This window comes from Streptococcus sp. 4155, assembly GCF_013276695.1.
In the GTDB taxonomy this organism is placed as follows: domain Bacteria; phylum Bacillota; class Bacilli; order Lactobacillales; family Streptococcaceae; genus Streptococcus; species Streptococcus pseudopneumoniae.
The window spans coordinates 9,610-34,943 of sequence record NZ_VMLM01000007.1; the positions used below are offsets into that span (position 1 = coordinate 9,610).

Below are 25,334 nucleotides of genomic sequence, written 5' to 3' on the forward strand. Positions count from 1 at the left end.
TTCCTAGTTTGCTCTTTGATTTTCATGGAGTATTAGAAAGGAGACCTCATGACACTTCCAGTTAGAAAATCCCTGTATGATGCAGTTTTACAGGCTTCGAAAGCGGATACTTGGGAACAAGCTACCAAGGAATGGAATGAAGTTTCCTTGATTTTTAACGGTATTGGCCGTAGCAATTGTGTCTGTGGAAATGCCATCAAATACGCTTATGAACTCTTTAACGGTGTCACAGGCCAACGCCTCTTTCCAATTGGTAGCGACTGTGTTCGTCATTTTCATCGATTGTCCCTTGACCAGCAATTGGAAGAGGAAGAAAAACTGCTCAGAAAGGTTGAAAATCTAACCAGAAAAGCTCAGAAAAAGGAAAAAATCAAGGTCAATAAAAGTGACTTTGACGAGCGACTTCTAAAATGGCTCTGGGAAAAAGGTGTTTTCAAACCCAATCGTGGCAATCAATTTGCGCCTGAGAGAGACTACCAGCTTTTCCTAGAAGTCTTTCAGGGAGGAAGTTGGACCAAGGCGGAACCAAAGAAAAAGGCTCGGATGGAAGAAGTCCTTGAAAAGTGTATCAAACCCTTTTTACTTGGGAAATCGGATGACCAACTCTACCTTGTCAAGCTAGGCAAGGAGAAAATTGACTACGAACAAGAACTTCGTATCCAGGCAGAGAAAGAACGCAAGAAGAGGGATAAAATCGCCAAGCAATATGCAGACAATCTGGTTCTAGCCATGGGACCCGCAGAGCGTGCTTATCAAGATTACTTTGGCTTTACAGAGACCCTGACTCAAGAAGAACGCAAGTGGGAAAAAATTCTTTTTGGTAAAAATAGAGCAGAACGAGCTATCAAGGCCAAACAATACCAAAAAGAGCTGGAAAAAGACCAACGAATTGCCAGTCAGGATCCAATTGAAAGAAAACAGAAGCAGACTTGGCTCCTCAATTCCTATTTTCGTGAGCTTCCTGAAGAAAAAGCTCGATTTTCTAGGCTCTTATTAGAATATCGAAAAAGTGGTGAAGTACCCTTTTCAACTGAATACCTGTCAGATCATCTCATCGACTTTTTCTATAAAATGAAAGCCTTTGAATTTGAAATCGCACCAGAACAAGTCCGAGATTTTCTAAAAAAAAAGCCTGCAGGAAGACCATCGCTCATCAACACAAGGAAGCTGGATAGAAGGAATTCTCCTCAACTGCCTCAAACCATTTTTAGAACGATTAGTGATATGAGTAACACCTGCCGTGGAAATTTCATGGTAGGTTACATTTTATCCAAAAAATAATAGGGAATTGCAAAACTACTACTTGGTATTTTATATATAAAAAAAGTATGAAAACGCAACTCAATTTTAAGACTTTTTGCTAAATAAAGAGTATAATTAAAGTATGTTCCCTTTTTTATAGATAGTACACTAATATAAAAAAGTTAGGCTTACATATTTTTAAAATTTTATTTCAAGGAGGAATAATGGAAAAGTATTTTGGTGAAAAACAAGAACGTTTTTCATTTAGAAAATTATCAGTAGGACTTGTATCTGCAACGATTTCGAGTTTATTTTTTATGTCTGTATTAGCTAGTTCATCTGTGGCTGCTCAAGAGACTAAAGGTGTTCACTACAAATATGTGACAGAGTCAGAGCTATCATCAGAAGAAAAGAAGCAGCTTGTATATGATATTCCGACATACGTGGAGAATGATGATGAGACTTATTATCTTGTTTATAAGTTAAATTCTCAAAATCAACTGGGAGAATTGCCAAATACTGGAAGCAAGAATGAGATGCAAGCCTTAGTTGCTGGTGCTAGTTTAGCAGCTCTGGGGATTTTAGTTTTTGCTGTTTCCAAGAAAAAAATTAAGAATAAAACGGTATTGCATTTAGTATTGGTTGCAGGGATAGGAAACGGTATCCTAGTATCAGCCCATGCTTTAGAAAATAATCTTTTACTGAATTACAATACGGACTATGAGTTGACCTCTGGAGAAAAATTACCTCTTCCTAAAGATATTTCAGGTTACACTTATATTGGATATATCAAAGAGGGAAAAACGACTTCTGATTCTAAGGTAAGTAATCAAGAGAAATCAGTAGCCACTCCAATAGATCAACAAAAGGTAGATTATACGATTGCACCGAATTTTATAGAGAATCCATCAAAAATACAAGTGATTAACGGACAGTATGAGGCTGTTCCAGAATTTAGGGATGGACAAGTTGGAACTGTAGCTACAGAGTCCGCTGAAACTAAAGCTGATACATTATCTAGTGATATGAACTCAGAAGTGGAAAGTCACTCTACACCTCCAACCGTAGATTCTTCTCAGAACGGAGAGAATCTTGGAAAACAGAAAGAAGATGCAACTCCAGTCGAGAAGCCAAAAGAAGTAGAAGAAACAAACAAACCTGAAAAAGATGAGTCAAAAGACGAAACTTCAACAAAACCTGAAAATTCTGGTAATGCAATAACAGAAGAGAATGGGCAAACAGTACCAACTGAATCTAATCAAGGTGATACAAATAAAGTTGGAGAGTCAAATAAACCAGAAAATAATGACTCCAAAAATGAAACTTCAGAAAAAACTGTAGAAGAAGTTCCAGTAAATCCAACAGAAGGCTCTACAGAAGGTACCTCAAATCAAGAAGCAGAAAATCCAGTTCAACCTGCAGAAGAATCAACAACAAACTCAGGAGAAGATGCAACTCCTAAGTCAGGAGAAAAATCAGGAGAGACTAAAGAAGAATCTACAGACGCTTCAGAAGTTCCTTCTGCAACTCCAGTCGAGAAACCGAAAGAACAAGAACTAGAAAAAACTGTAGAAGAAGTTCCAGTAAAACCAAATGAAGGCACCACAGAAGGAACCTCAACTCAAGGAGCAGAAAATCCAGTTCAATCTGCAGAAGAATCAACAACGAATTCAGAGAAAGTATCACCAGATACATCTAACGAAAATACTGGGGAAGTGTCCAGTAATCCTAGTAATTCGACAACCTTAGTTGAAGAAACAAACAAACCTGAAAAAGATGAGTTGAATGTCGAGCTTGGTAAAGAATCTGGCACGAAAGAATCTGACAAGTATCAGAATGCAGACCAAGCTAAGCGTACTGCCTACGATCAAGCACTTGCGGCAGCGAAAGCTGTAGCAGCTAAAGAAGGTGCAAGTCAAGCAGAGATTGACCAAGCTAAGAATGACCTAGTGGCAGCTGCGGCAGCCTTGAATGGACAAGGGACTGACAAAGAGCCATTACGAACAGCCGCAACAACAGATGCGACAGCTACCAAAGAGACAGCTAAGTATCAAAATGCAACAGCAGACAAGAAAAAAGCTTATGATGCAGCATTAGAAGCCGCTCAAAAAGTTCTAGCAAAAGCAGGAGCTACACAAGCAGAGGTGAATGCAGCTAAGCAAGCAGTAGAGAATGCAAAAGGTCAATTGGATGGAGTGGCAAGCGACAAGTCTGCCTTGAAAGCCGAGCTTGGTAAAGAATCTGGCACGAAAAAATCTGACAAGTATCAAAATGCAGACCAAGCTAAGCAAGCAGCTTATGATAAAGCACTTGCGGCAGCGAAAGCTGTAGCAGCTAAAGAAGGTGCAAGTCAAGCAGGGATTGACCAAGCTAAGAATGACCTAGTGGCAGCTGCGGCAGCCTTGAATGGACAACCAACAAGTAAAGATGAGTCAAAAGACGAAACTTCTAAAGTTGGAGAATCAAATAAACCAGAAAATAATGACTCCAAAAATGAAACTTCAGAAAAAACTGTAGAAGAAGGTCCAGTAAAACCAAATGAGGGCACTACAAAAGGAACTTCAACTCAAGGAGCAGAAAATCCAGTTCAATCTGCAGGCGAAAATACTGGAGAAGTATCTAATAAACCTAGCGATTCAAAACCACCAGTTGAAGAAACAAACAAACCTGAAAATTCTGGTAATGCAACAACAGAAGAGAATGGGCAAACAGAACCAGACCAACCAAAAGGAAATTCAACTGAGGATGTTTCAAGCGAATCAAACACAGCCAATTCAAATGGAAACGAAGAAATTAAACAAGAAACTGAAGTAGAACCTGATAAAAAAGTAGAAGTTCAAGAGAAAACAATAGAACTAAGAAGTGTTTCTGATGTGGAGCTCTATAGTTATGAAGGCAATCAATCAAAACAACATACAAGCTTAGATAAAGTACCAGATAATAAATCTGCTTATTTCATCAAAGTGAAGTCAGCTAAATATAAAGATGTGATGCTTCCAGTTTCAAATATTGAGGATACTACAAAAGACGGTAAAGCAGTCTATAAAATTACAGCTAGCTTGGAACACTTGAAGCAATCTGTAGATAATCAATATCAAGACAATTTTACTTATTATCTTCCAAAAGTTGTTCAAAACGATGGCCCTATCTACACATCATTTAAAAAATTAGTAACTGATATGAATAGTAGACCTAATGGAACTTTCACTCTGGGCGCAACCATGAATGCTCGTGAGGTTGAGTTGGATGAAAACCAAGAAAGTTATGTTACAAAGAATTTCACAGGGACATTAATTGGTAGTCATCAGGGTAAACATTATGCTATCTATAATTTGAAAAAGCCATTATTCAATACATTAAATAGAGCTACTGTTAAGGATCTCACCTTAAAAGATGTTAATATTTCTGGTAAGAATCATGTCGCATCAGTTGCTAAGGAAGCCACAAATTCTTCAACTTTAGATAACGTTCACGCAAATGGAATCATTGCTGGTGAGCTAGGTATCGGAGGACTTATTCAAAAAGTTGAAAATTCTACCGTAAGTAATAGTAGTTTCACTGGAAGAATAACAAATACCTTTGTTACAACCTCTCAGTATGCAATTGGTGGTCTAGTCGGTCAATTAACTGGTACGAATGCTAGGGTAGATCATTCTATCGCAACAGTAACCATTTCAAGTAATGGAGAACATTCTAATCAAACCATTGGTGGAATTGCAGGTATCGTAGAAAATAATGCAACTGTAGAAAATAGTTATGCTGAAGGTGAAATAAATAATGCTAAACCATTCGCTAGAGTTGGTGGAGTTGCAGGTTCCCTTTGGACAAATGGCTCTAGCACGAAGGACAATTCTGGGATTCTACAAAATGTTCTCAGCGATATGAATATTACAAATGGGAATGCGATTTCTGGTTACCACTTCAATGGTATAAAGGAAACAAATGTCTATAGTAATAAAGAAAACAAAGTAGTCAATGTTCAACAAGTTGATGATGAGGTGATGTCAGTTGATTCCACTGTAGAACGTGGTACTGAGATTGAAAAAACAGCAGTTCAAGCTAAGAAAGAGAAGATTACTACAAAACACACTGTCACAGTGGAAGATTTCACAAATTCTGCTAAACAGGATGTAGATTATACCAAGGCAGCTCATTATCAGGAGACAAGAAAAGTTGCATATAAAAATATAGAAAAATTATTACCTTTCTATAATAGAGATACTATCGTTAAATATGGAAATCTAGTATCAGTGAACGATAAGCTGTTTAAGAAAGAATTATTGTCTGTTGTCCCTATGAAAAATGATGAAGTGGTTTCAGATATTACTTCAGACAAGCACTCTATCAATCACTTATTACTACATTACAAAGATGGAACATCTGAGAAAGTAAGCTTAACCTACCATAGTGATTTTGCAAATCTGGCTGAGTATACTATTGGAACTACAGGTCTAGTATACACACCAAATGCTTTCCTAAAAGATTATTCATCTATAATAGACAGAGTTAAAAACGACTTAAATACAGTGCAGTATAATCCATCTGCTCTTAAGAATTTGTTAGGAATCTCTGATAATGTTAAATTAACAGAACTCTATCTAGATGAACAATTCGCTAAAACCAAAGAGCACTTGACTGAGACTCTTAAAAAATTACTTTCAGCTGATGCTGCTGTTACTGGAAATAATAGTGCTATTGACAATTACATGGTTGATAAAATCAAGCGAAACAAAGAAGCCTTGATGCTAGGATTAACCTATCTAGAACGCTGGTATGATTTCAAATTTGATAAGGCTAGCGCAAAAGATTTGCTTATGTTCCATATGGATTTCTTTGGTAAGGGAAATACCTCTCCGCTAGATACAATTATTGAACTAGGTAAATCTGGCTACAACAATCTCTTGGCAAAAAATAATGTGGTTACTTACAATGCCTTGCTGACGAATAACTACGGTACAAAAGACCTGTTTAGTGCTTTAGAAGGCTATCGTAAAGCATTTGCACCTACTCAAACTAACAATGACTGGTTTAAATCACAGACCAAGGCTTATATCGTTGAAGAAAAATCTAATATTCCAGAAGTGAGGGCTAACCAGGAAAAAGCTGGTAGCAAGTACTCTATCGGTGTCTATGATCGAATCACTAGCGACAGCTGGAAATATCGTAACATGGTACTACCTCTACTTACCTTGCCAGAAAAATCAGTATTTGTCATTTCAACTATCTCTAGTCTAGGCTTTGGTGCTTATGATCGTTATCGCAATAGTGACTATAAGGCTGGTGATAAGCTCAATAAGTTTGTTGAAAAGAGTGCTCACGAAACAGCAGAGCGTCAACGAGATCACTATGATTATTGGTATCGTATTCTAGATGAAAAAGGGCGTGAAAAGCTTTATCGAAATATCTTGCTTTATGATGCCTATAAATTTGGAAATGATAATACTGAAGGAAAGGCTAAAAAAGTAGCAGATTTTGATGATCCAAATCCTGCTATGAAACATTTCTTTGGACCTGTTGGAAATAAAGTCGGTCATAATGAACACGGTGCTTACGCCACAGGTGATGCCGTTTATTATATGGGTTATCGTATGTTAGACAAGGACGGCGCCATTACTTATACGCATGAAATGACGCATGATTCAGATCAGGACATCTATCTTGGTGGCTATGGTCGAAGAAGTGGCTTGGGACCAGAGTTCTTCGCCAAAGGCTTATTACAAGCGCCAGACCATCCAAATGACGCAACCATCACCATCAACTCAATTTTGAAACATTCAAAATCTGATAGTACAGAAGGACAACGATTACAAATACTTGATCCAACCACGAGATTTAAAAACGCAACAGATCTTCAGAACTACGTTCATAACATGTTTGATGTCGTTTATATGTTGGAATATCTCGAGGGACAATCGATAATCAGTCAACTATCTGCAACAGAAAAAATGGCTGCGTTGAGAAAAATTGAGAACAAGTATGTGAAAGATCCAGCAGATGGAAATAGTGTTTACGCAACAAATGTAGTTAAAGATTTGACAGTAGAAGATGCCAACAAACTGACAAGCTTTGAGAGTTTGATTACAAACAATATCTTATCAGCTCGTGAATACAAGTCTAAAGAATACGAAAGAAATGGCTACTTCACTATTAAGTTATTTGCACCAATTTATGCAGCATTAAGTAGTGATAACGGAACACCAGGTGACCTAATGGGACGTCGTATAGCCTATGAACTACTAGCTGCTAAAGGCTTTAAAGATGGTATGGTACCATATATCTCAAACCAATACGAAGAAGAAGCCAAACAAAATGGTAAAAAGATAACTATTTATGGTAAAGAACGCGGATTGGTGACAGATGACTTGGTTTTGAAAAAGGTATTTAACGGTCAATATAAAACTTGGACTGAATTCAAGAAAGCTATGTACAAAGAACGCCAAGATAAGTTTGGACAATTAAATACAGTGTCATTTAAGGATCCATCAATTCCTTGGTATATTCGCGGAACAAAAACTATCAATAGCGTGACTGAATTACAGGAATTGATGAACCAAGCTGTTCGTAAGGATGCAAAAAACAATTACTATCATTGGAATAACTACAATCCAGACATAGATAGTGAAGTCCACAAGCTCAAGAAAGCAATCTTTAAAGCCTATCTTGACCAAACCGATGATTTTAGAAGTTCAATTTTTGAGAATAAAAAATAGTGTTTACTATTAGGAAATAAAAAGTGAATGTAGAGAATTAGAATTGTCATTATTAAAAAAGATAAATTTTCCATTCGGAAAATAAAATGTATTGTTGGTTCGGTGTTACTCGGAAGTGTCTTGGTTGCACCGTAACCGCCCAATAACGAAGTATATTGAAAAATCTCCAGACTAGAGAACTCACGGATAGTTCCTAATCTGGAGATTTCTTATTTGCACTTTTCTTGTACAACTTTATTCCATGGTAAATAAGCCTCTAAAACCTCTTTGTTTACGAGAGTTTCCTCGTTTGGAAGACATTCTAGAAGATAGGATAGATATTTTTCACTATTTAGTTGATGACGTTTAGCTGTTTCCAACAAGCTCATAATAATAGCTCTTGCTTTAGCTCCTTCAAAACTTTGAGAAAACAACCACCCTCGCTTTTTAAAACTGAGCTTAGGCTAAAAGAGTCCACTGGACTCTTTTACTCCGTCCCATAACCAATGATTTAATGGCGCGTTCAGCTAGATTATTGGAAAGGACCAGATGTCCGTCTTTCAATAGAAATCACGACTTTCTGATGAATTTATTTTGGGAGTGATAGAAAAGCCCTTCATAAGCCAATCTACTTGTTCAGGCGTGAGAGCTTTGACATCCTTTTCTGTACTTGGCCAAGTCAGTTTACCATTTTCAAAGCGTTTATATAGTAGCTAAAATCCTTGACCATCCCAGTAAAGGGCTTTAAAGCGGTCTTTACGTCCACCACAAAAGAGAAAGACTTGACCTGAGAAAGGATCCAATTCAAAGTGGGTTTTAACGAGATAAGCCAGTGAATCAATTCCTTGTCTCATATCCAGTTTCCTACAAACAAGGTGAACTTGACCTAAATCACTTAGTTGAATCATCATAGTACAATACCTTTCCTCCGATAATTATTTTTTATCTAGTATACTGGAAGGTGGGGAATTAGGATAGATACGATACCTTGTTATGACGCGCTTACTTTAGAATAGTACGTTATAGATGTTAAAATATTTCTAGAAATTAATTTGACTTTCCTAATCGATTTGTTCACATCTTGTTTTAATCTACTATATATAGGGTACTTGAAAGGCTATCATCGGACAAAATAAAGAAGGCATGATATAATATAAAGTAGATTTCTATGTCATAAAACAAGAAGTGTTTGGACATCATCCATTTGAAAACTCTATGTGTTCAAACGATAGTAAAATAAAATAGGGTATCTAAATCCTCGCTATGAAAGGAAAAACTCAATGGCTACTATTCAATGGTTTCCTGGTCACATGTCTAAAGCGCGTCGGCAGGTGCAGGAAAATCTAAAATTTGTTGATTTTGTAACGATTTTGGTGGATGCACGCTTACCTCTATCTAGTCAAAATCCTATGTTGACCAAGATTGTTGGTGATAAACCGAAACTCCTGATTTTAAACAAGGCGGACTTGGCCGATCCAGTAATGACCAAAGAATGGCGTCAGTATTTTGAATCACAGGGAATCCAGACGCTGACTATCAATTCCAAAGAGCAAGTGACTGTAAAAGTTGTAACAGATGCGGCCAAAAAGCTCATGGCTGATAAGATTGCTCGCCAGAAAGAACGTGGGATTCAGATTGAAACCTTGCGTACCATGATTATCGGGATTCCAAACGCTGGTAAATCAACTCTGATGAACCGTTTGGCTGGTAAAAAGATTGCTGTTGTTGGAAACAAGCCAGGGGTCACAAAAGGTCAACAATGGCTTAAAACCAATAAAGATCTGGAAATCTTGGATACACCGGGGATTCTCTGGCCTAAGTTTGAGGATGAAACTGTTGCACTTAAGTTGGCATTGACTGGAGCTATCAAGGATCAGTTGCTTCCTATGGATGAGGTTACCATTTTTGGTATCAATTATTTCAAAGAACATTATCCAGAAAAGCTGGCTGAACGCTTCAAACAAATGAAAATTGAAGAAGAAGCGCCTGTGATTATTATGGATATGACCCGCGCCCTCGGTTTCCGTGATGACTATGACCGTTTTTACAGTCTCTTCGTGAAGGAAGTCCGTGATGGAAAACTCGGTAACTATACCTTAGATACATTGGAAGACCTCGATGGCAACGATTAAAGAAATCAAAGAACTCCTTGTGACAGTCAAGGAGTTAGAAAGCCCTATTTTTTTAGATCTTGAAAAGGATAATCGCTCTGGAGTTCAAAAAGAAATTAGCAAGCGTAAAAAAGCCATTCAGGCTGAATTGGATGAAAATTTGCGTTTGGAATCTATGCTTTCCTATGAAAAGGAAATTTACAAGCAAGGAGTGATCTTGATAGCAGGTGTTGACGAGGTCGGCCGAGGTCCTCTGGCTGGGCCAGTAGTCGCTGCAGCCGTTATTTTACCTCAAAATTGTAAGATTAGAGGCCTCAATGACAGCAAGAAAATTCCTAAAAAGAAACATCTGGAGATTTTCCAAGCAGTTCAAGACCAAGCCTTGTCAATTGGCGTTGGTATCATGGATAATCAGGTCATCGACCAAGTCAATATCTACGGAGCAACTAAACTGGCCATGCAGGAAGCAATCTCCCAGCTCAGTCCTCAACCTGAGCACCTTTTGATAGATGCCATGAAACTGGAGTTGCCCATTTCACAAACCTCCATCATCAAAGGTGATGCTAATTCCCTCTCTATCGCAGCAGCTTCTATAGTAGCCAAGGTGACCCGTGATGAATTGATGAAGGAATACGATCAGCGGTTTCCTGGCTATGATTTCGCTACTAATGCAGGATATGGAACTGCTAAACACCTAGAAGGACTCGAAAAACTAGGAGTTACCCCAATTCACCGAACCAGCTTTGAACCTGTTAAATCACTGGTTTTAGGTAAAAAAGAAAGTTAATTGAAAGGAAATACCATGGAGGAACAGTCGGAAATAGTCCGTTCTAAGAAAGAATTCGCCTTTGCATCCAGCACTATCCTATCCCAAGTTGGTCGAGGAATCATTGTCGGCCTCGTCGTTGGAATTATCGTCGGATCCTTTCGTTTCTTAATTGAAAAGGGCTTCCACCTGATACAAGGACTTTATCAAGATCAAGGGCACCTAGTGCGCAATCTTTTTGTACTGGTTTTGTTTTATATACTCATCTGTTGGCTCAGTGCTAAATTAACTCGATCAGAAAAAGATATCAAAGGCTCAGGAATTCCGCAAGTCGAAGCCGAACTGAAATGCCTCATGTCCCTCAACTGGTGGGGCGTTCTTTGGAAAAAATATGTGCTAGGAATGCTTGCTATTGCCAGCGGCCTTATGCTGGGGCGTGAAGGGCCAAGTATCCAACTGGGAGCAGTTGGTGGTAAAGGAATTGCCAAGTGGCTCAAATCCAGTCCAGTAGAGGAACGTTCCTTAATTGCCAGTGGAGCTGCAGCAGGTTTAGCCGCAGCCTTTAATGCACCAATAGCAGGCCTCCTCTTTGTAGTAGAAGAAGTTTATCACCATTTTTCGCGCTTTTTCTGGGTTTCTACACTAGCAGCCAGCATCGTAGCAAACTTTGTGTCTCTACTCATGTTCGGTTTGACACCAGTATTGGATATGCCAGATAACATTCCTCTCATGACCCTAGATCAATACTGGATTTATCTTGTGATGGGAATTTTCCTTGGATTTTCCGGTTTTCTCTATGAAAAAGCTGTGCTCGATGTCGGTAGACTTTATGATTGGATTGGTCAAAAAATCCATTTGGATAGAGCTTATGATCCAATTCTTGCTTTTATTCTCATCATACCAGTCGGAATTTTTTTACCCCACGTCCTTGGTGGTGGAAATCAGCTTGTTCTTTCCTTAACTGAGCAAGATTTTAGTTTCCAAGTTCTATTAGCTTACTTTTTAATTCGCTTTATCTGGAGCATGATTAGTTATGGAAGTGGTCTTCCAGGAGGCATTTTCCTACCAATTTTGGCGCTTGGTTCCTTACTTGGTGCCCTAGTTGGTGTTATCTGCGTCAATCTTGGACTTGTCAGTCAAGAGCAATTCCCTATATTTGTCATTCTAGGAATGAGTGGCTATTTTGGAGCAATATCAAAAGCTCCCTTAACTGCCATGATCCTCGTAACTGAGATGGTAGGAGATATTCGCAACCTCATGCCACTTGGTCTTGTCACTCTTGTTTCTTATATTATCATGGATTTGCTCAAGGGTACACCAGTCTATGAAGCCATGCTGGAAAAAATGCTTCCAGAAGAAGTATCCAGCGAAGGAGAAGTTACACTTATCGAAATACCAGTTTCTGATAAAATTGCTGGGAAACAAGTTCATGAACTCAACTTACCACACAACGTCCTCATCACTACCCAAGTCCATAATGGCAAGAGCCAAACAGTTAACGGCTCAACCAGAATGTATCTGGGTGATATGATTCACCTGGTTATTCCAAAAAGCGAAATTGGGAAAGTCAAAGATTTGTTGTTGTAGAGTTTGTTTACATAATTTATATTATGCAAACAACTGACTTGATTTATTTAGAAAACCGATTCTCAGCAATGAGGTCGGTTATTTTTTACTGATGAGGAATTTTACATATAAATAATTGAGCTTTGGTAAAAATAAGACTATAATTAAGTTAGAAATGATAAAGCATAAAGCTAGAAAGGAGTTTACTGTATCAAATCTGTACAGTAAGATTAAAATCATGAAAAAGAAAACAATAGCAATTATACAGTGCACTTTGTATCTCATAGCTCCCTTATATAGCTCTTCAGTTATGTAGTATTAACAGAACTTTAGTGGGTGAGATTTTTTTATTTTCCTTATTCTGTTAACTATTTCATTCTGGTTTAGTATTTGGAAGCTAGAAAAAACACTAGCTAATGATTCACAATGAAACTCCAAAGACTTAGATCCGTATTACACAGGTCTAAGTTTTTTTAAAAAGCTCTATAACATCTTTCCGAAAAACTATAATTTTCTTGAAAAATAAATAAGTCCATGCTATACTACTAATAGACTTATTTATGGAGAAAATACATGAAACGTGAGATTTTACTGGAACGAATCGACAAACTAAAACAAATCATGCCCTGGTATATTCTTGAATACTACCAATCTAAGCTTGCTGTTCCTTACAGTTTTACAACCTTGTACGAATACCTCAAGGAATATGATCGATTTTTCAGCTGGGTTTTGGAGTCTGGTATCTCAAACGCTGATAAAATGTCTAATATTCCTTTATCTGTCTTGGAAAACATGTCAAAGAAAGATATGGAGGCTTTTATCCTTTATCTTCGAGAACGTCCTTTGCTGAATGCCAATACAAGCAAACAAGGTGTTTCTCAGACAACCATCAATCGGACCTTGTCAGCACTTTCTAGTCTTTATAAGTATTTGACTGAGGAGGTTGAAAACGATCAAGGGGAACCTTATTTCTATCGTAATGTAATGAAGAAAGTTTCAACCAAAAAAAAGAAAGAAACACTTGCTGCTAGAGCTGAAAACATCAAGCAAAAACTCTTTTTAGGTGATGAAACAGAAGGTTTTCTAACTTATATTGACCAAGAGTACCCACAACAGCTTTCAAATCGAGCTCTCTCATCATTCAACAAAAATAAAGAACGAGATTTAGCCATTATTGCCCTTCTCTTGGCATCGGGTGTTCGCTTATCTGAAGCTGTTAATCTGGATTTAAGAGATCTCAATCTAAAAATGATGGTTATTGATGTCACTCGAAAAGGTGGCAAACGCGATTCGGTCAATGTTGCTGCCTTTGCTAAGCCTTATTTAGAGAATTATCTGGCCATTCGAAATCAACGCTATAAGACGGAAAAAACAGACACAGCCCTCTTTTTGACACTCTATAGAGGTGTTCCCAATCGTATTGACGCTTCCAGCGTTGAGAAAATGGTTGCTAAATACTCAGAGGACTTCAAAGTCCGTGTAACACCCCATAAACTGCGCCATACCCTAGCAACTAGGCTCTATGATGCTACTAAATCGCAAGTTTTGGTCAGTCACCAGCTAGGACATGCCAGTACACAAGTCACTGACCTCTATACTCATATCGTCAATGATGAACAAAAGAATGCCTTGGATAGTTTATAATTTTACGTAATATAACTTATGTAAAATTTTTATCAAGAAAAGAAGCTGCTAAAAATAAGCAACTTCTTTTCTTGATATCTGATACCAGTAAAGTAGCGTGGAATATCAATTGTTTCTATATTTTTGAAATTCTCATTTGCCTACTACTAATTTAACTATAGCAAAAATAATGCAGATAAGGAAGGATATTTTTGCTTGTAGGAATTTTAAAAATCAAGCTTTTCTGGATTCAAATCTCTTCATAATCGCAGTTAAACGCCAACGGTAGAGAGCCCCGCTCACGATTAAACTAATAATCAAACCAATCCAGTAAGAATAAGCTCCAAAATCTGTTAGAGAGTCGAATACCATAGCTACTGGGAGTGTCACCCCCCAATAACCAACCAAACCAAGGTAAAAAGGAATAACGGTATCCTTATACCCCCGTAAAATTCCCTGAAGAGGTGCTGCAAAGGTATCTGCTAACTGGAAGAAAAGACTGTAAGTCAAAAAACGTGCTGTCAAATCGATAAATTCTGGGTTGTTACCATAAAGACTAGCCACACTTCCCCTAAAAATGTAAAGGAAGGATAAGGTGAAGACCGCAAAAATGAGGGCTGTCCATCTTCCTAGACCAATATAGGTTTTCGCATCATCAAATCGCTTGGCTCCCACTTCATAGGAAACGACAATAGCCATAGCAGATGAGATACTCATAGGAAAGGCGTACATGAGACTTGAAAAGTTCATAGCTGACTGGTGACTAGCGATAATCAAGGACGAGAACTTAGCCATAATCAAGCCAACCACGGAAAAGATAGCCACCTCAGCAAATACAGTCCCCCCAATAGGCAGACCTAAACGAACTCCTTCCTTGATTTTATCCATATTAAGCGGAATTCGTTTCTCAAGATGTAGAGCCTTGAGCTTCTCCTGTTTAAATAGAACCAGAACAGAAATCCCCAGCAAGACCCAGTAGGCCAAGGATGTTCCTAAACCAGCACCAGCACCTCCCAGTTCTGGAACACCAAAGGCCCCGTAAATCAAGAGATAGTTAAATCCACTATTGAGAGGAAGCAACAAAAGCATGAGATACATGGACAACTTAGTCAACCCCAGCGAATCCAGCAAGGAACGAATGACACTAAAGAGCAACAAGGGGATAATTCCAATAGATAAAAACCAGAGATAACGAACTGCTACTGCCGCCACTGGTGCTTCTAGTCCAAGATGATTCAAGATTGGTGGTGCCAGGAAAATTACCATCCCCAGCAAGACCACAGATAGTCCCAAAGCCAAATAGATAAATTGGTAAAAATCAGACGCAACTTCTTCCTTTTTACCACTACCAAGATGGTGACCAATGATAGGCACCAGGGCTGACACAATCCCTGTTAGGAATGTAAAAAAAGGATTCCAGATACTGGTCGCCATAGACACACCAGCCAAGTCCATGGTATTGTATTGGCCTGTCATTGCAGTGTCAACAAAAGAGGCAGAATAATTGGCAAATTGGTAGATTAGGATTGGGAAGAAAATTTTTAAAAATAATACTAACTTCTCTTGTAAACACTTTGTCTTATACATACTTCTCTTTCTATTCTGATTTATCTAAACCAAAGAGTTTCAGACCATAGTTTTTCAAACTTAGCGGAGGATTATTAGATTTTGAAGTAGTATGCCAACACGCACATGTACGACAATAATAGCTTCTAACTAAACCTCCATTATCATATTGAACCGCATGGTCAGCTTTTTCTTTAGTTTCATATTGAATTTTAGAACGATTAGCTGCGGGACAGTAAATTCCACTATTAGATTTCGCTTGTCTCTCCCTACGTTTTCGAAAATAATTCATATTCTAACTCCTATCAAGCTTGATAGACAATTTGTCCCTTACAGATGGTATATTTAACCTGCCCTTTTAAGGTTTCACCGATAAAGGGTGAATTAGTCGCTTTGGAAGCAAAATGGGAGTCCACAAGACGGTCATCCTTAGCATCAAAAATAGTGATGTCCGCTGGACCATTCTCAGCCAAGTAACCTGCTTCAAAGTTATAAAGTTTGGCTGGGTTGTAGGTCATCTTTTCAAGCAATTCCATCAAGGTCAATTCCCCAGCTTCTACCAAATAAGTTAAACCGAGGGAAAGAGATGTTTCCAAACCAGTCATACCAGATGGCGCTTTGGTAATATCCTCAATGTTTTTCTCATCTGCATGATGAGGCGCATGGTCAGTTGCGATAACTGTGATGACGCCTGATTTGAGGCCTTCGATAACGGCACGACGGTCTGATTCCAAACGAAGTGGAGGATTCATCTTAGCATTGCTACCTTGTGTCAAAAGGAGCGATTCAGTCTTAGAAAAATGCTGTGGCGCTACTTCTGCTGTGACTTGCGCACCCAAACCTTGAGCAAACTCCACTACTTTAACACTTTCTTCCTTAGACAAATGCTGGATGTGAACATGGGCCTTAGTTGCATAGGCAATCATGACATCACGCGCCATCATAGCATACTCAGCCACCCCAGTCGCACCGCAGATATGGAAATGTTCTTTAGCGATATTTTCATTAAAGCCAAGAATCCCATTCAAACCTGGATCTTCCTCATGAAGACTAATAAAGGTATTAAGCTTTTTAGCTTCTTCCATAGCTTCCTTGACAACTTTACTGCTTTCAAGCGGAATACCGTCGTCTGAGAAACCAACCGCACCAGCTGCTAAAAGTGCCTGAAAGTCTGTCAAATCTTGGCCATTAAAGTTTTTAGTAATGGTCGCAACCGTCTTAACATTAATCTTTTCTTTGGCAGCTGAATCCAGAACTTCTTTTAAAGTCTCTACATCCGAGATAGTTGGACTGGTATTAGCCATCATAACAACCGTTGTAAAACCACCTGCAGCGGCTGCTAGGGCACCAGTATGAATGTCTTCTTTATGAGTTTGACCAGGTTCACGGAAATGAACGTGAATGTCAACCAAGCCAGGAGCAACTACTAGACCACTAGCATCAATCGTTTCTGCTCCTTCTTCCGTGATCTCAGACGCAATTTTGACAATTTTCCCATCTTGAACTAAAACATCACACACTTGATCCAAACTAGACTTGGGATCCATTACACGACCATTTTTGATTAGTAGCATATGCTTTCTCCTTTATTCATAGAAATCAACTTGGGTATCCAACAATTTATCCCCATCATAAACAAACTTGGCTGAAAAGAAGGGTTTATCCTCTAAAAGCCACTTAACAAAGATATGGTCACCTTCCCAAGTTGGCTTACTCAAAACCTCATCATAGGGAACCCATTCTAGCGTTCCCTCGTTGCAGTCAATCAAGTCACCCTCAAACTCTGTCACCTTAAAAACATAGGTGTACCAGTCTAAATCTGGTGTAAATTCAGGAAAAGTGATAACACCTTTTAGAACTGGCTTGGCTTTGAGTCCTGTTTCTTCAAGGATTTCACGCGCCGCGCATTCCTGAGGAGTCTCACCACGCTCTAGCTTGCCACCCACACCAATCCATTTCCCTTCATGGACATCATTGGGTTTCTTATTACGGTGGAGCATGAGCAGTTCTTTCCCGTTATCAATGTAGCAAATCGTCGCTAACTGAGGCATATTTTCTCCTTATCTAAGCCAATCGATTGGCTCTTGTCCAGTCTCTTTTAAAAATGCATTGGCCTTGGAAAAAGGGTTGGAACCCCAAAATCCTCTATAAACTGACAAAGGACTGGGATGGGCTGATTCAATAATCAAGTGGTTAGGATTGGTAACCAAGGTCTTCTTCTTGCGTGCATAAGCTCCCCAGAGTACAAAAACAACTGGTCTATCTAAATGATTAACCACCTGAATCACAGCATCCGTAAAAGGCTCCCATATCTGCCCAGCATGACCATTGGCCTGCCCAGCAGGAACCGTCAAGCAAGCATTGAGAAGCAAGACTCCTTGCTCAGCCCAAGACGTTAAATCATGAGATTTCTTAACATCAATATCATCTGACAATTCTTTCAAGATATTTTGCAAGGATGGCGGAGCTGGGATAGAGTCAGGTACGGAAAAACTCAAGCCCTGCGCTTGACCATGCCCGTGATAGGGGTCTTGCCCTAGAATCACCACCTTAACCTCTTCAAGCGGTGTTGTCAATAGAGCCTGAAAAACCTTTTCTTTGGGCGGATAAATAGTCCCCTGAGAATAGACCTGCTCCATAAACTGATTGATTTTCCCAAAATAACCCTCAGGTAATTGCGCCTTAATCAAAGCATGCCAAGACGAGTGTTCCATAGCCAACTCCTTCGTTTTTACTGCCTCTATTATAGCAAAAAGTGGCTTTCTAAACCACTTTTTACAGTTTATCTAAACAATCCAGCAAGTCTCGGTAAGAATGGACTTCGTAGGTTGGCTGGGCTTGTGTGGGATTTTCGAGTTGATGAGGATTGTACCAAATCGTGTCAATCCCAGCATTATTGCCACCTTGAATGTCGGCGGTTAGGGAATCTCCAATCATCAGCGTCTTTTCTTTGCTAAATCCAGCAATCTGTTGGCCAATCTTTTCATAAAAGAGAGCATCAGGCTTTTGTGTTTGCAATTGTTCAGAGATAAAGACTTGATTAAAATAAGGTGCCAGACCAGATTGAGCCAAACGTCCCGTCTGAATAGCAGTAATCCCATTTGTCGCAGCATATAAGTCATAATCACGCTCGATGAGACTATCTAAAAGTTCATGAGCACCTGAAAAAGCTTGCCCTTGCTGGGATAGGTAAAACTGGTAACGCTGGGCTAGAAAACTACCGTCTTTTCCCTGTCCAAAATGAGCAAATAAACGAGAAAAGCGCGTGTTAACCAGCTCTGGTTTACTGATTTTCTTTTGCTCTAAGTCCTTCCAGAGAGCCTTGTTCATAGGGACATAATAGTCTTTATAAGCCTGAATATCTGCAACCCCTTCTTCTTTTAGAAGTTGTGTCAAAGCCACATCCTCAGCAGCATCAAAATCAAGTAAGGTGTGGTCGAGGTCGAAGAGTAGAAATTTGTAGGACAATTTGGTGTTTTCCTTTCTAAGATAAACAACTTTCACTTCAGCCAGCTGTTTAATGTAAAAACTTAAAAGTGGTATAGTATCACAAAGAATAATCGTTCCAATTGATTAACTAATTCATACTATTCTAGTCAAGTTTATTTTTATTATAGAGAAATCTTCTATAAATTCGAGCAATAGTTAAAATACATACAAATATGACTCCCAAAATAGATAATACTATCTTCACAAAACTCATTTCCAAACCTATGACATATATATAAAAAAGAGGGGCTAATCCTACACATAGAGACAATAGATAACTACTAAATCTTATCTCTCCGATACCAGCAAAAAAATGTTTCATTTAAAATATCCCAATTTTACCTTTCATCTTTATAATCCACTAACAAATCTATTGACTTCTCATTTTTTTGAAAAATCTTGACAACAAATTTACTCCACTTAATGCTACTAAGACTTCAATGGGCAAAAAATAGTAATTCCATATCAAATGAGAAATCAGCAATGTTAGAAATAGTATACAGTCAATATAACCATTCTGAAAATACTCTGTAATTACATAATACAGAAACACCACAACCATCAAAATTAAAACAACCATCATAATGCTATCATCCTGTTCTTAATTTATTGTCACTTTTTCCATCCCATTCATCAATAGCATTAAAAATCCAATCAATAAATGATTACCTACTCACTAATTCTATTTCCAAAATTTAATTTTTTGGGGGATTTAGTAACGCAATTCCAATTAGCAATACACCTAATATAAATAAAAGTATTTCCCAAAATTTATTCTCAGTTTTAATAAAAGGTATAAGATACATGCTGACTAATATGGAACTTGCTCCTAAAAGAGCAAAGACCACTCTGACTCTATCACTTAGTTTAAACATATTTAATTCCCCATAAAATAAGCAGTGGCTATGTTTACTGTAACATTCCCCCGTCTTTATGTAGGGATAATCCCCCATCAAGACACCTCATCTCTTCTTACTCAATAGCAGCATAATTATTTGGTAATACGAGTTTCATAAGATTTCTCCTCTTTAACGTTGCATGGTTAGGATAGTTCTCTAATCAGTAATCGTTGACTGCGTTTAAAGCACTTTGTTACCTAGATAAAATACCCTTTCTCTACCTGATTTGATTTTAAAGAGAACTAAGATTTAACCATATCTATCTCACTTCTTATTTTTAAATAATTCATACTCTTTTTCTCTGATAAAGGGAAGTGAGAAATTAGAAAAAATTAGTAGAATTGAAAACAGATATTCGTCTTTTTGTATCACTAAAACATAACCTAAAAATAAATAGACAATCAAATCTAGTACAAAAAGAGAAAATATCCTCCTTTTCATTACCTTACTTGTCTTAAAAATTCTGTTTAATAGAACCTTTATCGTAGTATCTACACAAATTTTTATCAAAAAGATAAGAGCCAATACACGATTATCAACTGTACCATGAAGAATAAATGGAAATATAGTTAATATAAAACTAGAAATCTCTAAATATTTTATCCAAGGAGATTGAGACATCTTACTTTTAAACTGACTGATTTTCCTATACTCGCTAGCTAATCTAGTATCAAAATCTCTACCAATTTTATTAAAGATTAAGAACTCCAGGATAAAAATACTGATTAATACGATATAAGTAGAAACGTTTCCTGAGAAATATTTATTAATAAAAATCGGGAAAATCATTAACAGAATTGAGTTTATAGCCAGACAAATAGATACTATTTTATTCTTCACAGAGTATATAGGTAGCGATACTATTGAATAGAGAAACGCTAAAAAAATAAGCAAGAAATACTCTGTGCTGCTAATTAGCGGCGCCCTTAATGATAAAAATAGATAGGCACCCCACACGATGATATGCGCTTTACGAATTGACTCTAAACTACTCATCTACCTACTCCTAAATCTATTTTTAGTTCACATTCTCTTTCCAACAAGTCATAAACGTTTCATGATATTTCTTTCTTCTACATTAGATAAAGTCGAAATACATTTTTTGCAAGTGAAAATATTATTATTATTATTTGGAAACCCAAAATATCTATCCCTCTTCTAGACCTAAACCAAGTCAGATTAAAGATACAAATATAATGGTAGGGCTTTCTTTTACTTTAGACTACCATAAAACAAGGAATCTTTCAACAAAATTCATTGGCAAACTACTATTCTAGAAGATTGACAACCCAAATCGTTCAGAATAGAACAATCCTAACTATCGAATACCCTAACTTCATAAATATCCATGTGATTCTAGGTCTAGAATTCCTATAAACTAAATGTTTTCGTACTCTTCTAAGTAATTGATTGCCTTAAACTTTAATTTTTGAAGGATTCTAAAGCTAGAATAGTCTCATCACAATCAGTTTTGAATGATTCACAATTTAGAAACACTATAGGTTTACTCTTGTTAAAATAAAAAGGAACTGCCCAAAGCAATCCCTTTTTATTTACTTAAAATTTGATAGTTGAGATAATCAATAGCCCACCTATAAAAAGTGTTATAGTAAAATTCCTTATTTATTGATTTCAAGCTCAGACAACTGTGTTTGAATAACTGACAGTTCTGCACCAGCCTGAAGAAGAGCAGCTGCAGTATAAGCACCTTCTACAATTGGAACCCTATTGATCATGATACTTTTATCACTGAAATCAGCCACCATTTCTAAGTTCATTTTAGCAGAACCCAGGTCAAAAAAGGCTAATAAGGTATCTGCTGGATTTTCGGAAACAACCCTATCTACTTGATCAAAACTTGTTCCAATTCCTCCATCTTCGGTTCCTCCTACATAAGTAATCGGAACATCTTTAGCTACTTCACTAATCAGTTCAACGACACCTTCTGCAATGTTTTTGGAATGTGAAACGATAACAAGACCAATACTTCCCATTAAACCACCCCAGTTTCTAAAAGAGCAGTAAAGAGTAATCCTGATGAGAATGATCCAGGATCAATATGTCCAAGAGAACGTTCTCCTACATAAGACGCCCTTCCTTTAGTTGCAAGTAAATCTTTGGTAGCATTCACTACCTTATCAATAACCTCTTGAGTCAATTGACCAGCAGACAAAGCAGCAATAACAGGAGTCCAAACGTCAACCATTGTCTTTTCTCCAACTTCTGCTTTTCCACGTTTGACAATCATATCCAAACCGCTTTGTAAGATTTCCTCTATTTTCGAATTAGAATCAGCCTTGGCCATGCCCATAAAAGCAGAGCCATACAGAGGACCAGAAGCACCGCCTACTTTACTCAGTAGTTGCATTGAGACAAGTTTAAACACATCACTGCTGGTTTCAAATTGCTTTCCTTCTAAGTTTTCCATAACTGCAGCCATGCCACGCGCCATATTTCCACCGTGGTCTCCATCTCCTATCGGAGTGTCTAACTCACTAAGGTAATCTTTCTGTTCTTGAATCTTTTCATTAAAAAGCTTCATCCATTCAAGAGCTTGTTCAGCATTCATGCGACATTTCCTCCTTGAATTTTACCAAGCTGGTGTAGTAACAGGTGCATTTAGAGCAGCCAACCACTCATCATCTGCCAATCGAATCAATGTTAATGACAAACCAGCCATATCGATTGAAGTCATATAGTTTCCAATTTTCTTAAACGCCAACTCAACACCTTTTTCATGGAGCAATTTAGCCACATCATTTGCAAATACGTATTGTTCCATAAGAGGAGTGCTTCCTAAACCATTGATAAGAAGTCCATAGCGTTCACCAGCCTTAAGTTGGAAACCTTCGGATAATTTTTCAACCAATTCTGATGCCAATTGTGAGGAAGGCTGCATTTTCTCTTTTTTATATCCTGGCTCACCATGAATACCAACTCCGTATTCAAACTCATCATCTTCTAGAACAAATCCTGGTTTCCCAACTTCTGGAACAGTAGCGCCAGATAGAGCTAATCCAATTGTTTTAATTTCTAACACAAGTTTGTCGGCCAAGTCCTTCATTTCAGATAATGATTTACCAGAACGAGCTGCAGCCCCCAAAATTTTATGGACTAATATAGTACCTGCAACACCTCGACGGCCTTGGGTATAGAGACTATTTTCAACAGCGATATCATCATCAACCACAACACTTGCTACATCAATACCTTCCATTTCAGCAAGTTCTTGTGCAATTTCAAAGTTCATAATGTCACCAGAATAGTTCTTGATGACCATGAAAACTCCAGCACCTTCATCAGCCGCCTTAATGGCTTCTAAAATTTGGTCCGGAGTAGGTGAAGTGAAGACTGCTCCACAAATGGCAGCAGACAACATTCCATCTCCTACAAATCCAGCATGACTGGGTTCATGTCCTGAACCTCCACCTGAAATGAGTCCAACTTTTCCTGTCTTTTCTGCCTTTCTAACGATAACATCAAAACCATCTAAGCGTTGAACCAAGTCATCATGCATGAATGACAACCCCTGCAACATTTCATCAACAACTTGTGTCTGTTCATTTATAATTTTTTTCATGAGAAACTCCTTTCGGCATCTACCTTTGTTTTCGATTTCATTATATACTTTTTATTGCTGGATGATAAGGGACAGATTCTATTATTTGTCCCCTTTTAAACCCGTTTCAAACATTTTTTTGGTAAAATGAAGTAAGTAAAAGAAAGGCTTCCTATGGCATCATCACTCATTACAAAAAAACGGATTGCCAAGGCATTTAGAGACCTATTAGCTACTAGAGAATTTGATAAAATCTCCATTGTAGATATCATGGAATCAGCTGGCATTCGTAGACAGACCTTTTACAATCATTTTCTTGACAAATATGAACTGCTAGACTGGATATTTGAAACTGACTTAACCGAGTATATCACCAATAACTTGGACTTCATTTCAGGCCAAAAACTATTACAAGAATTATTTCTTTATTTCGAACAAGAGCGTGATTTTTATATTCAACTTTTTGATATTCAAGGGCAAAATAACTTCTATGACCACTTTATCAGCTACTGTCGCTTGCTTGTATCAAAAATTTTAAGAGAATATGGTCAGATTGATAGCGATTCATCTGCTTATACTTGTTTTTTGCTAGATTATCACTCACATGCTCTAGCAGAAATCGTGAAGGCTTGCGTCAATAAAAAAAGTCCAGTTCCACAACCAGACTATCTCATCATGACAATTATTGGAAAGAGGCCACAATGACATTTATTTCAAATCATAAACAGAAAATTATTTCAAGTTACATTTCAGCAACTGTCAGCAGTCATCCTGAATTAGAAAAACACCCTACCTTACCTTTAGTCTATCAAAAAAATCACAATCCTCATCAGGTTCCAATATTGGCGGGTGGAGGTTCCGGTCACGAACCTGCGCATATTGGATATGTGGGAGAAGGAATGCTTACCGCTGCTATCTATGGCCAATTATTTACTCCTCCTACAAGAACTGAAATCTTAGAGTCCATTCGTTTTTTAAACAATGGTCACGGTGTCTTCATCATTGTAAAAAATTTCGAAGCAGACATCAAAGAATTTAGCTGGGCCATTAATACTGCTAGACAAGAAGGAATTAAGGTCGGCTATAGTCTAGCACACGACGATATTTCTATTGAACCTCACAATAGATTTCAAATTAGAGGAAGAGGGCTTGCAGGGACTATTTTACTTCATAAAATCCTAGGATATGCGGCTCAGAACGGTGCTGACATCGAGCAACTAACTAATTTAGGTTATGAACTTGCTACCGAAATCGCAACAATTGGCTTTGCAACGAAATCGGCTAGTCTCCCCCAAGCCACCCTTCCACTATTTAACTTGGAAGAAGGAAATATTTCTTATGGTATTGGGATACATGGCGAAGAAGGCTATCGTATCGTCCCATTCCAATCATCGGAAATCCTTGCAAATGAAATTATAAGTAAATTAAGATTGCACTATCATTGGAAAAAGGGTGATCAATTTATATTGCTTGTAAATAATCTAGGCACTACCAGCAACTTAGAAATGGGTATATTTATCAATGATCTCCTTCAACTCTTAGAAATTGAAGGAATCACTATTACATTTATAAAATCAGGAACATTTATGACCAGTCTGGATATGGCAGGTATATCCGTAACTCTTTGCCCTGCGAAAAATAAACAATGGTTAGAAGCGCTCAATGCTCCAACAACAGCTTTTTCATGGTAATTTGCTTGTATAACTCAAAAGGGCTACATCACTTGTTAGACCTTTGCTTTTATCTTATACTCAATGAAAATCAAGGAGCAAACTAGGAAACTAGCCGCAGGTTGCTCAAAACACAGTTTTGAGGTTGTAGATA

At 37.8% G+C, this 25,334-nt stretch carries 20 protein-coding genes and 3 pseudogenes; 8 read left to right on the forward strand and 15 right to left on the reverse strand.

Features of this window, described 5'->3' with window-relative positions:
* Positions 1-48 precede the first annotated feature (48 nt).
* Both HT715_RS01220 and HT715_RS01225 read left to right on the forward strand, forming a co-directional pair.
* Positions 49-1,228: pseudogene (locus tag HT715_RS01220) on the forward strand (hypothetical protein).
* Between the two features lie 238 nt (positions 1,229-1,466).
* The gene (locus tag HT715_RS01225) at positions 1,467-7,952 is read left to right on the forward strand and encodes a ZmpA/ZmpB/ZmpC family metallo-endopeptidase (RefSeq protein WP_172922791.1); all 6,486 of its coding nucleotides are present in this window, start codon (positions 1,467-1,469) and stop codon (positions 7,950-7,952) included.
* 209 nt (positions 7,953-8,161) lie between these two features.
* Here the strand turns inward: HT715_RS01225 and HT715_RS11735 are convergent.
* Together HT715_RS11735 and tnpB are read right to left on the reverse strand one after the other, a co-directional pair.
* Positions 8,162-8,498, reverse strand: a pseudogene (locus HT715_RS11735) (transposase domain-containing protein); the annotation flags it as partial.
* Positions 8,492-8,842, reverse strand: a pseudogene (gene tnpB, locus HT715_RS01240) (IS66 family insertion sequence element accessory protein TnpB). The pseudogenes HT715_RS11735 and tnpB, both read right to left, overlap by 7 nt.
* 369 nt (positions 8,843-9,211) lie before the next feature.
* Between tnpB and ylqF the strand changes: the two are divergent.
* The 4 genes from ylqF to xerS all read left to right on the forward strand — a co-directional run bounded on the left by ylqF (position 9,212) and on the right by xerS (position 14,018).
* A complete protein-coding gene (gene ylqF / locus HT715_RS01245; protein ID WP_023936881.1) occupies positions 9,212-10,063 on the forward strand; it encodes a ribosome biogenesis GTPase YlqF in 852 nt (283 codons plus the stop codon).
* On the forward strand, positions 10,050-10,829 hold the full coding sequence (locus HT715_RS01250; protein ID WP_119919469.1) for a ribonuclease HII: 780 nt from the start codon (positions 10,050-10,052) through the stop codon (positions 10,827-10,829). The genes ylqF and HT715_RS01250 overlap by 14 nt, the downstream gene beginning before the upstream one ends.
* A 15-nt stretch (positions 10,830-10,844) precedes the next feature.
* Positions 10,845-12,395: a ClC family H(+)/Cl(-) exchange transporter gene (locus tag HT715_RS01255; RefSeq protein WP_119919470.1), complete on the forward strand. Its 1,551-nt coding sequence runs from the start codon at positions 10,845-10,847 to the stop codon at positions 12,393-12,395.
* Positions 12,396-12,947: 552 nt separating this feature from the next.
* The gene (xerS, locus tag HT715_RS01260; protein ID WP_000817848.1) at positions 12,948-14,018 is read left to right on the forward strand and encodes a tyrosine recombinase XerS; all 1,071 of its coding nucleotides are present in this window, start codon (positions 12,948-12,950) and stop codon (positions 14,016-14,018) included.
* Positions 14,019-14,231: 213 nt separating this feature from the next.
* Here xerS and pdrM read toward each other — a convergent pair whose 3' ends face one another.
* The 13 genes from pdrM to dhaK all read right to left on the reverse strand — a co-directional run bounded on the left by pdrM (position 14,232) and on the right by dhaK (position 23,531).
* On the reverse strand, positions 14,232-15,584 hold the full coding sequence (gene pdrM, locus HT715_RS01265; RefSeq protein ID WP_031233691.1) for a sodium-coupled multidrug efflux MATE transporter PdrM: 1,353 nt from the start codon (positions 15,582-15,584) through the stop codon (positions 14,232-14,234).
* Positions 15,585-15,594: 10 nt separating this feature from the next.
* On the reverse strand, positions 15,595-15,855 hold the full coding sequence (locus tag HT715_RS01270; RefSeq protein WP_001105926.1) for a hypothetical protein: 261 nt from the start codon (positions 15,853-15,855) through the stop codon (positions 15,595-15,597).
* A gap of 13 nt (positions 15,856-15,868) precedes the next feature.
* Entirely contained in the window at positions 15,869-17,137 is a 1,269-nt protein-coding gene (locus HT715_RS01275) for a dihydroorotase (RefSeq protein ID WP_054393035.1), read from the reverse strand.
* Positions 17,138-17,149: 12 nt separating this feature from the next.
* On the reverse strand, positions 17,150-17,614 hold the full coding sequence (locus tag HT715_RS01280; protein WP_023936889.1) for an 8-oxo-dGTP diphosphatase: 465 nt from the start codon (positions 17,612-17,614) through the stop codon (positions 17,150-17,152).
* 9 nt (positions 17,615-17,623) lie between these two features.
* Positions 17,624-18,277 carry a uracil-DNA glycosylase gene (locus tag HT715_RS01285; protein WP_138701194.1) on the reverse strand — a complete coding sequence of 218 codons (654 nt, stop codon included), beginning with the start codon at positions 18,275-18,277 and terminating at the stop codon, positions 17,624-17,626.
* A 61-nt stretch (positions 18,278-18,338) separates the two neighbouring features.
* Entirely contained in the window at positions 18,339-19,031 is a 693-nt protein-coding gene (locus HT715_RS01290) for a YjjG family noncanonical pyrimidine nucleotidase (RefSeq protein ID WP_054393037.1), read from the reverse strand.
* A gap of 124 nt (positions 19,032-19,155) precedes the next feature.
* The gene (locus tag HT715_RS11740) at positions 19,156-19,374 is read right to left on the reverse strand and encodes a hypothetical protein (protein ID WP_078374344.1); all 219 of its coding nucleotides are present in this window, start codon (positions 19,372-19,374) and stop codon (positions 19,156-19,158) included.
* Between the two features lie 48 nt (positions 19,375-19,422).
* A complete protein-coding gene (locus tag HT715_RS11745) occupies positions 19,423-19,635 on the reverse strand; it encodes a hypothetical protein (RefSeq protein WP_054393038.1) in 213 nt (70 codons plus the stop codon).
* Positions 19,636-19,747: 112 nt separating this feature from the next.
* Positions 19,748-19,927, reverse strand: a complete 180-nt coding sequence (locus tag HT715_RS12350; protein WP_050208323.1) for a hypothetical protein — start codon at positions 19,925-19,927, stop codon at positions 19,748-19,750.
* A 288-nt stretch (positions 19,928-20,215) separates the two neighbouring features.
* On the reverse strand, positions 20,216-20,947 hold the full coding sequence (locus tag HT715_RS01295; protein ID WP_054393039.1) for a hypothetical protein: 732 nt from the start codon (positions 20,945-20,947) through the stop codon (positions 20,216-20,218).
* A 623-nt stretch (positions 20,948-21,570) separates the two neighbouring features.
* Entirely contained in the window at positions 21,571-21,945 is a 375-nt protein-coding gene (dhaM, locus tag HT715_RS01300) for a dihydroxyacetone kinase phosphoryl donor subunit DhaM (protein WP_050208301.1), read from the reverse strand.
* Positions 21,945-22,520, reverse strand: a complete 576-nt coding sequence (gene dhaL, locus HT715_RS01305; protein WP_000990807.1) for a dihydroxyacetone kinase subunit DhaL — start codon at positions 22,518-22,520, stop codon at positions 21,945-21,947. Before dhaL ends, dhaM begins: the two co-directional genes overlap by 1 nt.
* A 21-nt stretch (positions 22,521-22,541) precedes the next feature.
* Positions 22,542-23,531, reverse strand: a complete 990-nt coding sequence (dhaK, locus tag HT715_RS01310) for a dihydroxyacetone kinase subunit DhaK (RefSeq protein ID WP_000720689.1) — start codon at positions 23,529-23,531, stop codon at positions 22,542-22,544.
* A gap of 153 nt (positions 23,532-23,684) precedes the next feature.
* On the opposite strand from dhaK, the gene dhaS reads away from it, so the two are divergent.
* On the forward strand, positions 23,685-24,215 hold the full coding sequence (gene dhaS / locus HT715_RS01315) for a dihydroxyacetone kinase transcriptional activator DhaS (protein WP_000168611.1): 531 nt from the start codon (positions 23,685-23,687) through the stop codon (positions 24,213-24,215).
* The gene (gene dhaQ / locus HT715_RS01320) at positions 24,212-25,201 is read left to right on the forward strand and encodes a DhaKLM operon coactivator DhaQ (RefSeq protein WP_000142821.1); all 990 of its coding nucleotides are present in this window, start codon (positions 24,212-24,214) and stop codon (positions 25,199-25,201) included. Before dhaS ends, dhaQ begins: the two co-directional genes overlap by 4 nt.
* Positions 25,202-25,334: the final 133 nt, after the last annotated feature.

Bases quoted from the DNA above. Each gene is read 5' to 3' on its own strand.
- xerS (WP_000817848.1), top strand. From the start codon at position 12,948: ATGAAACGTGAGATTTTACTGGAACGAATCGACAAACTAAAACAAATC.
- HT715_RS11740 (WP_078374344.1), bottom strand. From the start codon at position 19,374: ATGAAACATTTTTTTGCTGGTATCGGAGAGATAAGATTTAGTAGTTAT.
- HT715_RS01255 (WP_119919470.1), top strand. From the start codon at position 10,845: ATGGAGGAACAGTCGGAAATAGTCCGTTCTAAGAAAGAATTCGCCTTT.
- dhaK (WP_000720689.1), bottom strand. From the start codon at position 23,531: ATGAAAAAAATTATAAATGAACAGACACAAGTTGTTGATGAAATGTTG.
- dhaS (WP_000168611.1), top strand. From the start codon at position 23,685: ATGGCATCATCACTCATTACAAAAAAACGGATTGCCAAGGCATTTAGA.
- ylqF (WP_023936881.1), top strand. From the start codon at position 9,212: ATGGCTACTATTCAATGGTTTCCTGGTCACATGTCTAAAGCGCGTCGG.
- HT715_RS12350 (WP_050208323.1), bottom strand. From the start codon at position 19,927: ATGTTTAAACTAAGTGATAGAGTCAGAGTGGTCTTTGCTCTTTTAGGA.
- dhaL (WP_000990807.1), bottom strand. From the start codon at position 22,520: ATGAATGCTGAACAAGCTCTTGAATGGATGAAGCTTTTTAATGAAAAG.
- dhaM (WP_050208301.1), bottom strand. From the start codon at position 21,945: ATGGGAAGTATTGGTCTTGTTATCGTTTCACATTCCAAAAACATTGCA.
- pdrM (WP_031233691.1), bottom strand. From the start codon at position 15,584: ATGTATAAGACAAAGTGTTTACAAGAGAAGTTAGTATTATTTTTAAAA.
- HT715_RS01275 (WP_054393035.1), bottom strand. From the start codon at position 17,137: ATGCTACTAATCAAAAATGGTCGTGTAATGGATCCCAAGTCTAGTTTG.
- HT715_RS01280 (WP_023936889.1), bottom strand. From the start codon at position 17,614: ATGCCTCAGTTAGCGACGATTTGCTACATTGATAACGGGAAAGAACTG.
- HT715_RS01295 (WP_054393039.1), bottom strand. From the start codon at position 20,947: ATGAGTAGTTTAGAGTCAATTCGTAAAGCGCATATCATCGTGTGGGGT.
- HT715_RS01285 (WP_138701194.1), bottom strand. From the start codon at position 18,277: ATGGAACACTCGTCTTGGCATGCTTTGATTAAGGCGCAATTACCTGAG.
- HT715_RS01270 (WP_001105926.1), bottom strand. From the start codon at position 15,855: ATGAATTATTTTCGAAAACGTAGGGAGAGACAAGCGAAATCTAATAGT.
- HT715_RS01225 (WP_172922791.1), top strand. From the start codon at position 1,467: ATGGAAAAGTATTTTGGTGAAAAACAAGAACGTTTTTCATTTAGAAAA.
- dhaQ (WP_000142821.1), top strand. From the start codon at position 24,212: ATGACATTTATTTCAAATCATAAACAGAAAATTATTTCAAGTTACATT.
- HT715_RS11745 (WP_054393038.1), bottom strand. From the start codon at position 19,635: ATGATGGTTGTTTTAATTTTGATGGTTGTGGTGTTTCTGTATTATGTA.
- HT715_RS01250 (WP_119919469.1), top strand. From the start codon at position 10,050: ATGGCAACGATTAAAGAAATCAAAGAACTCCTTGTGACAGTCAAGGAG.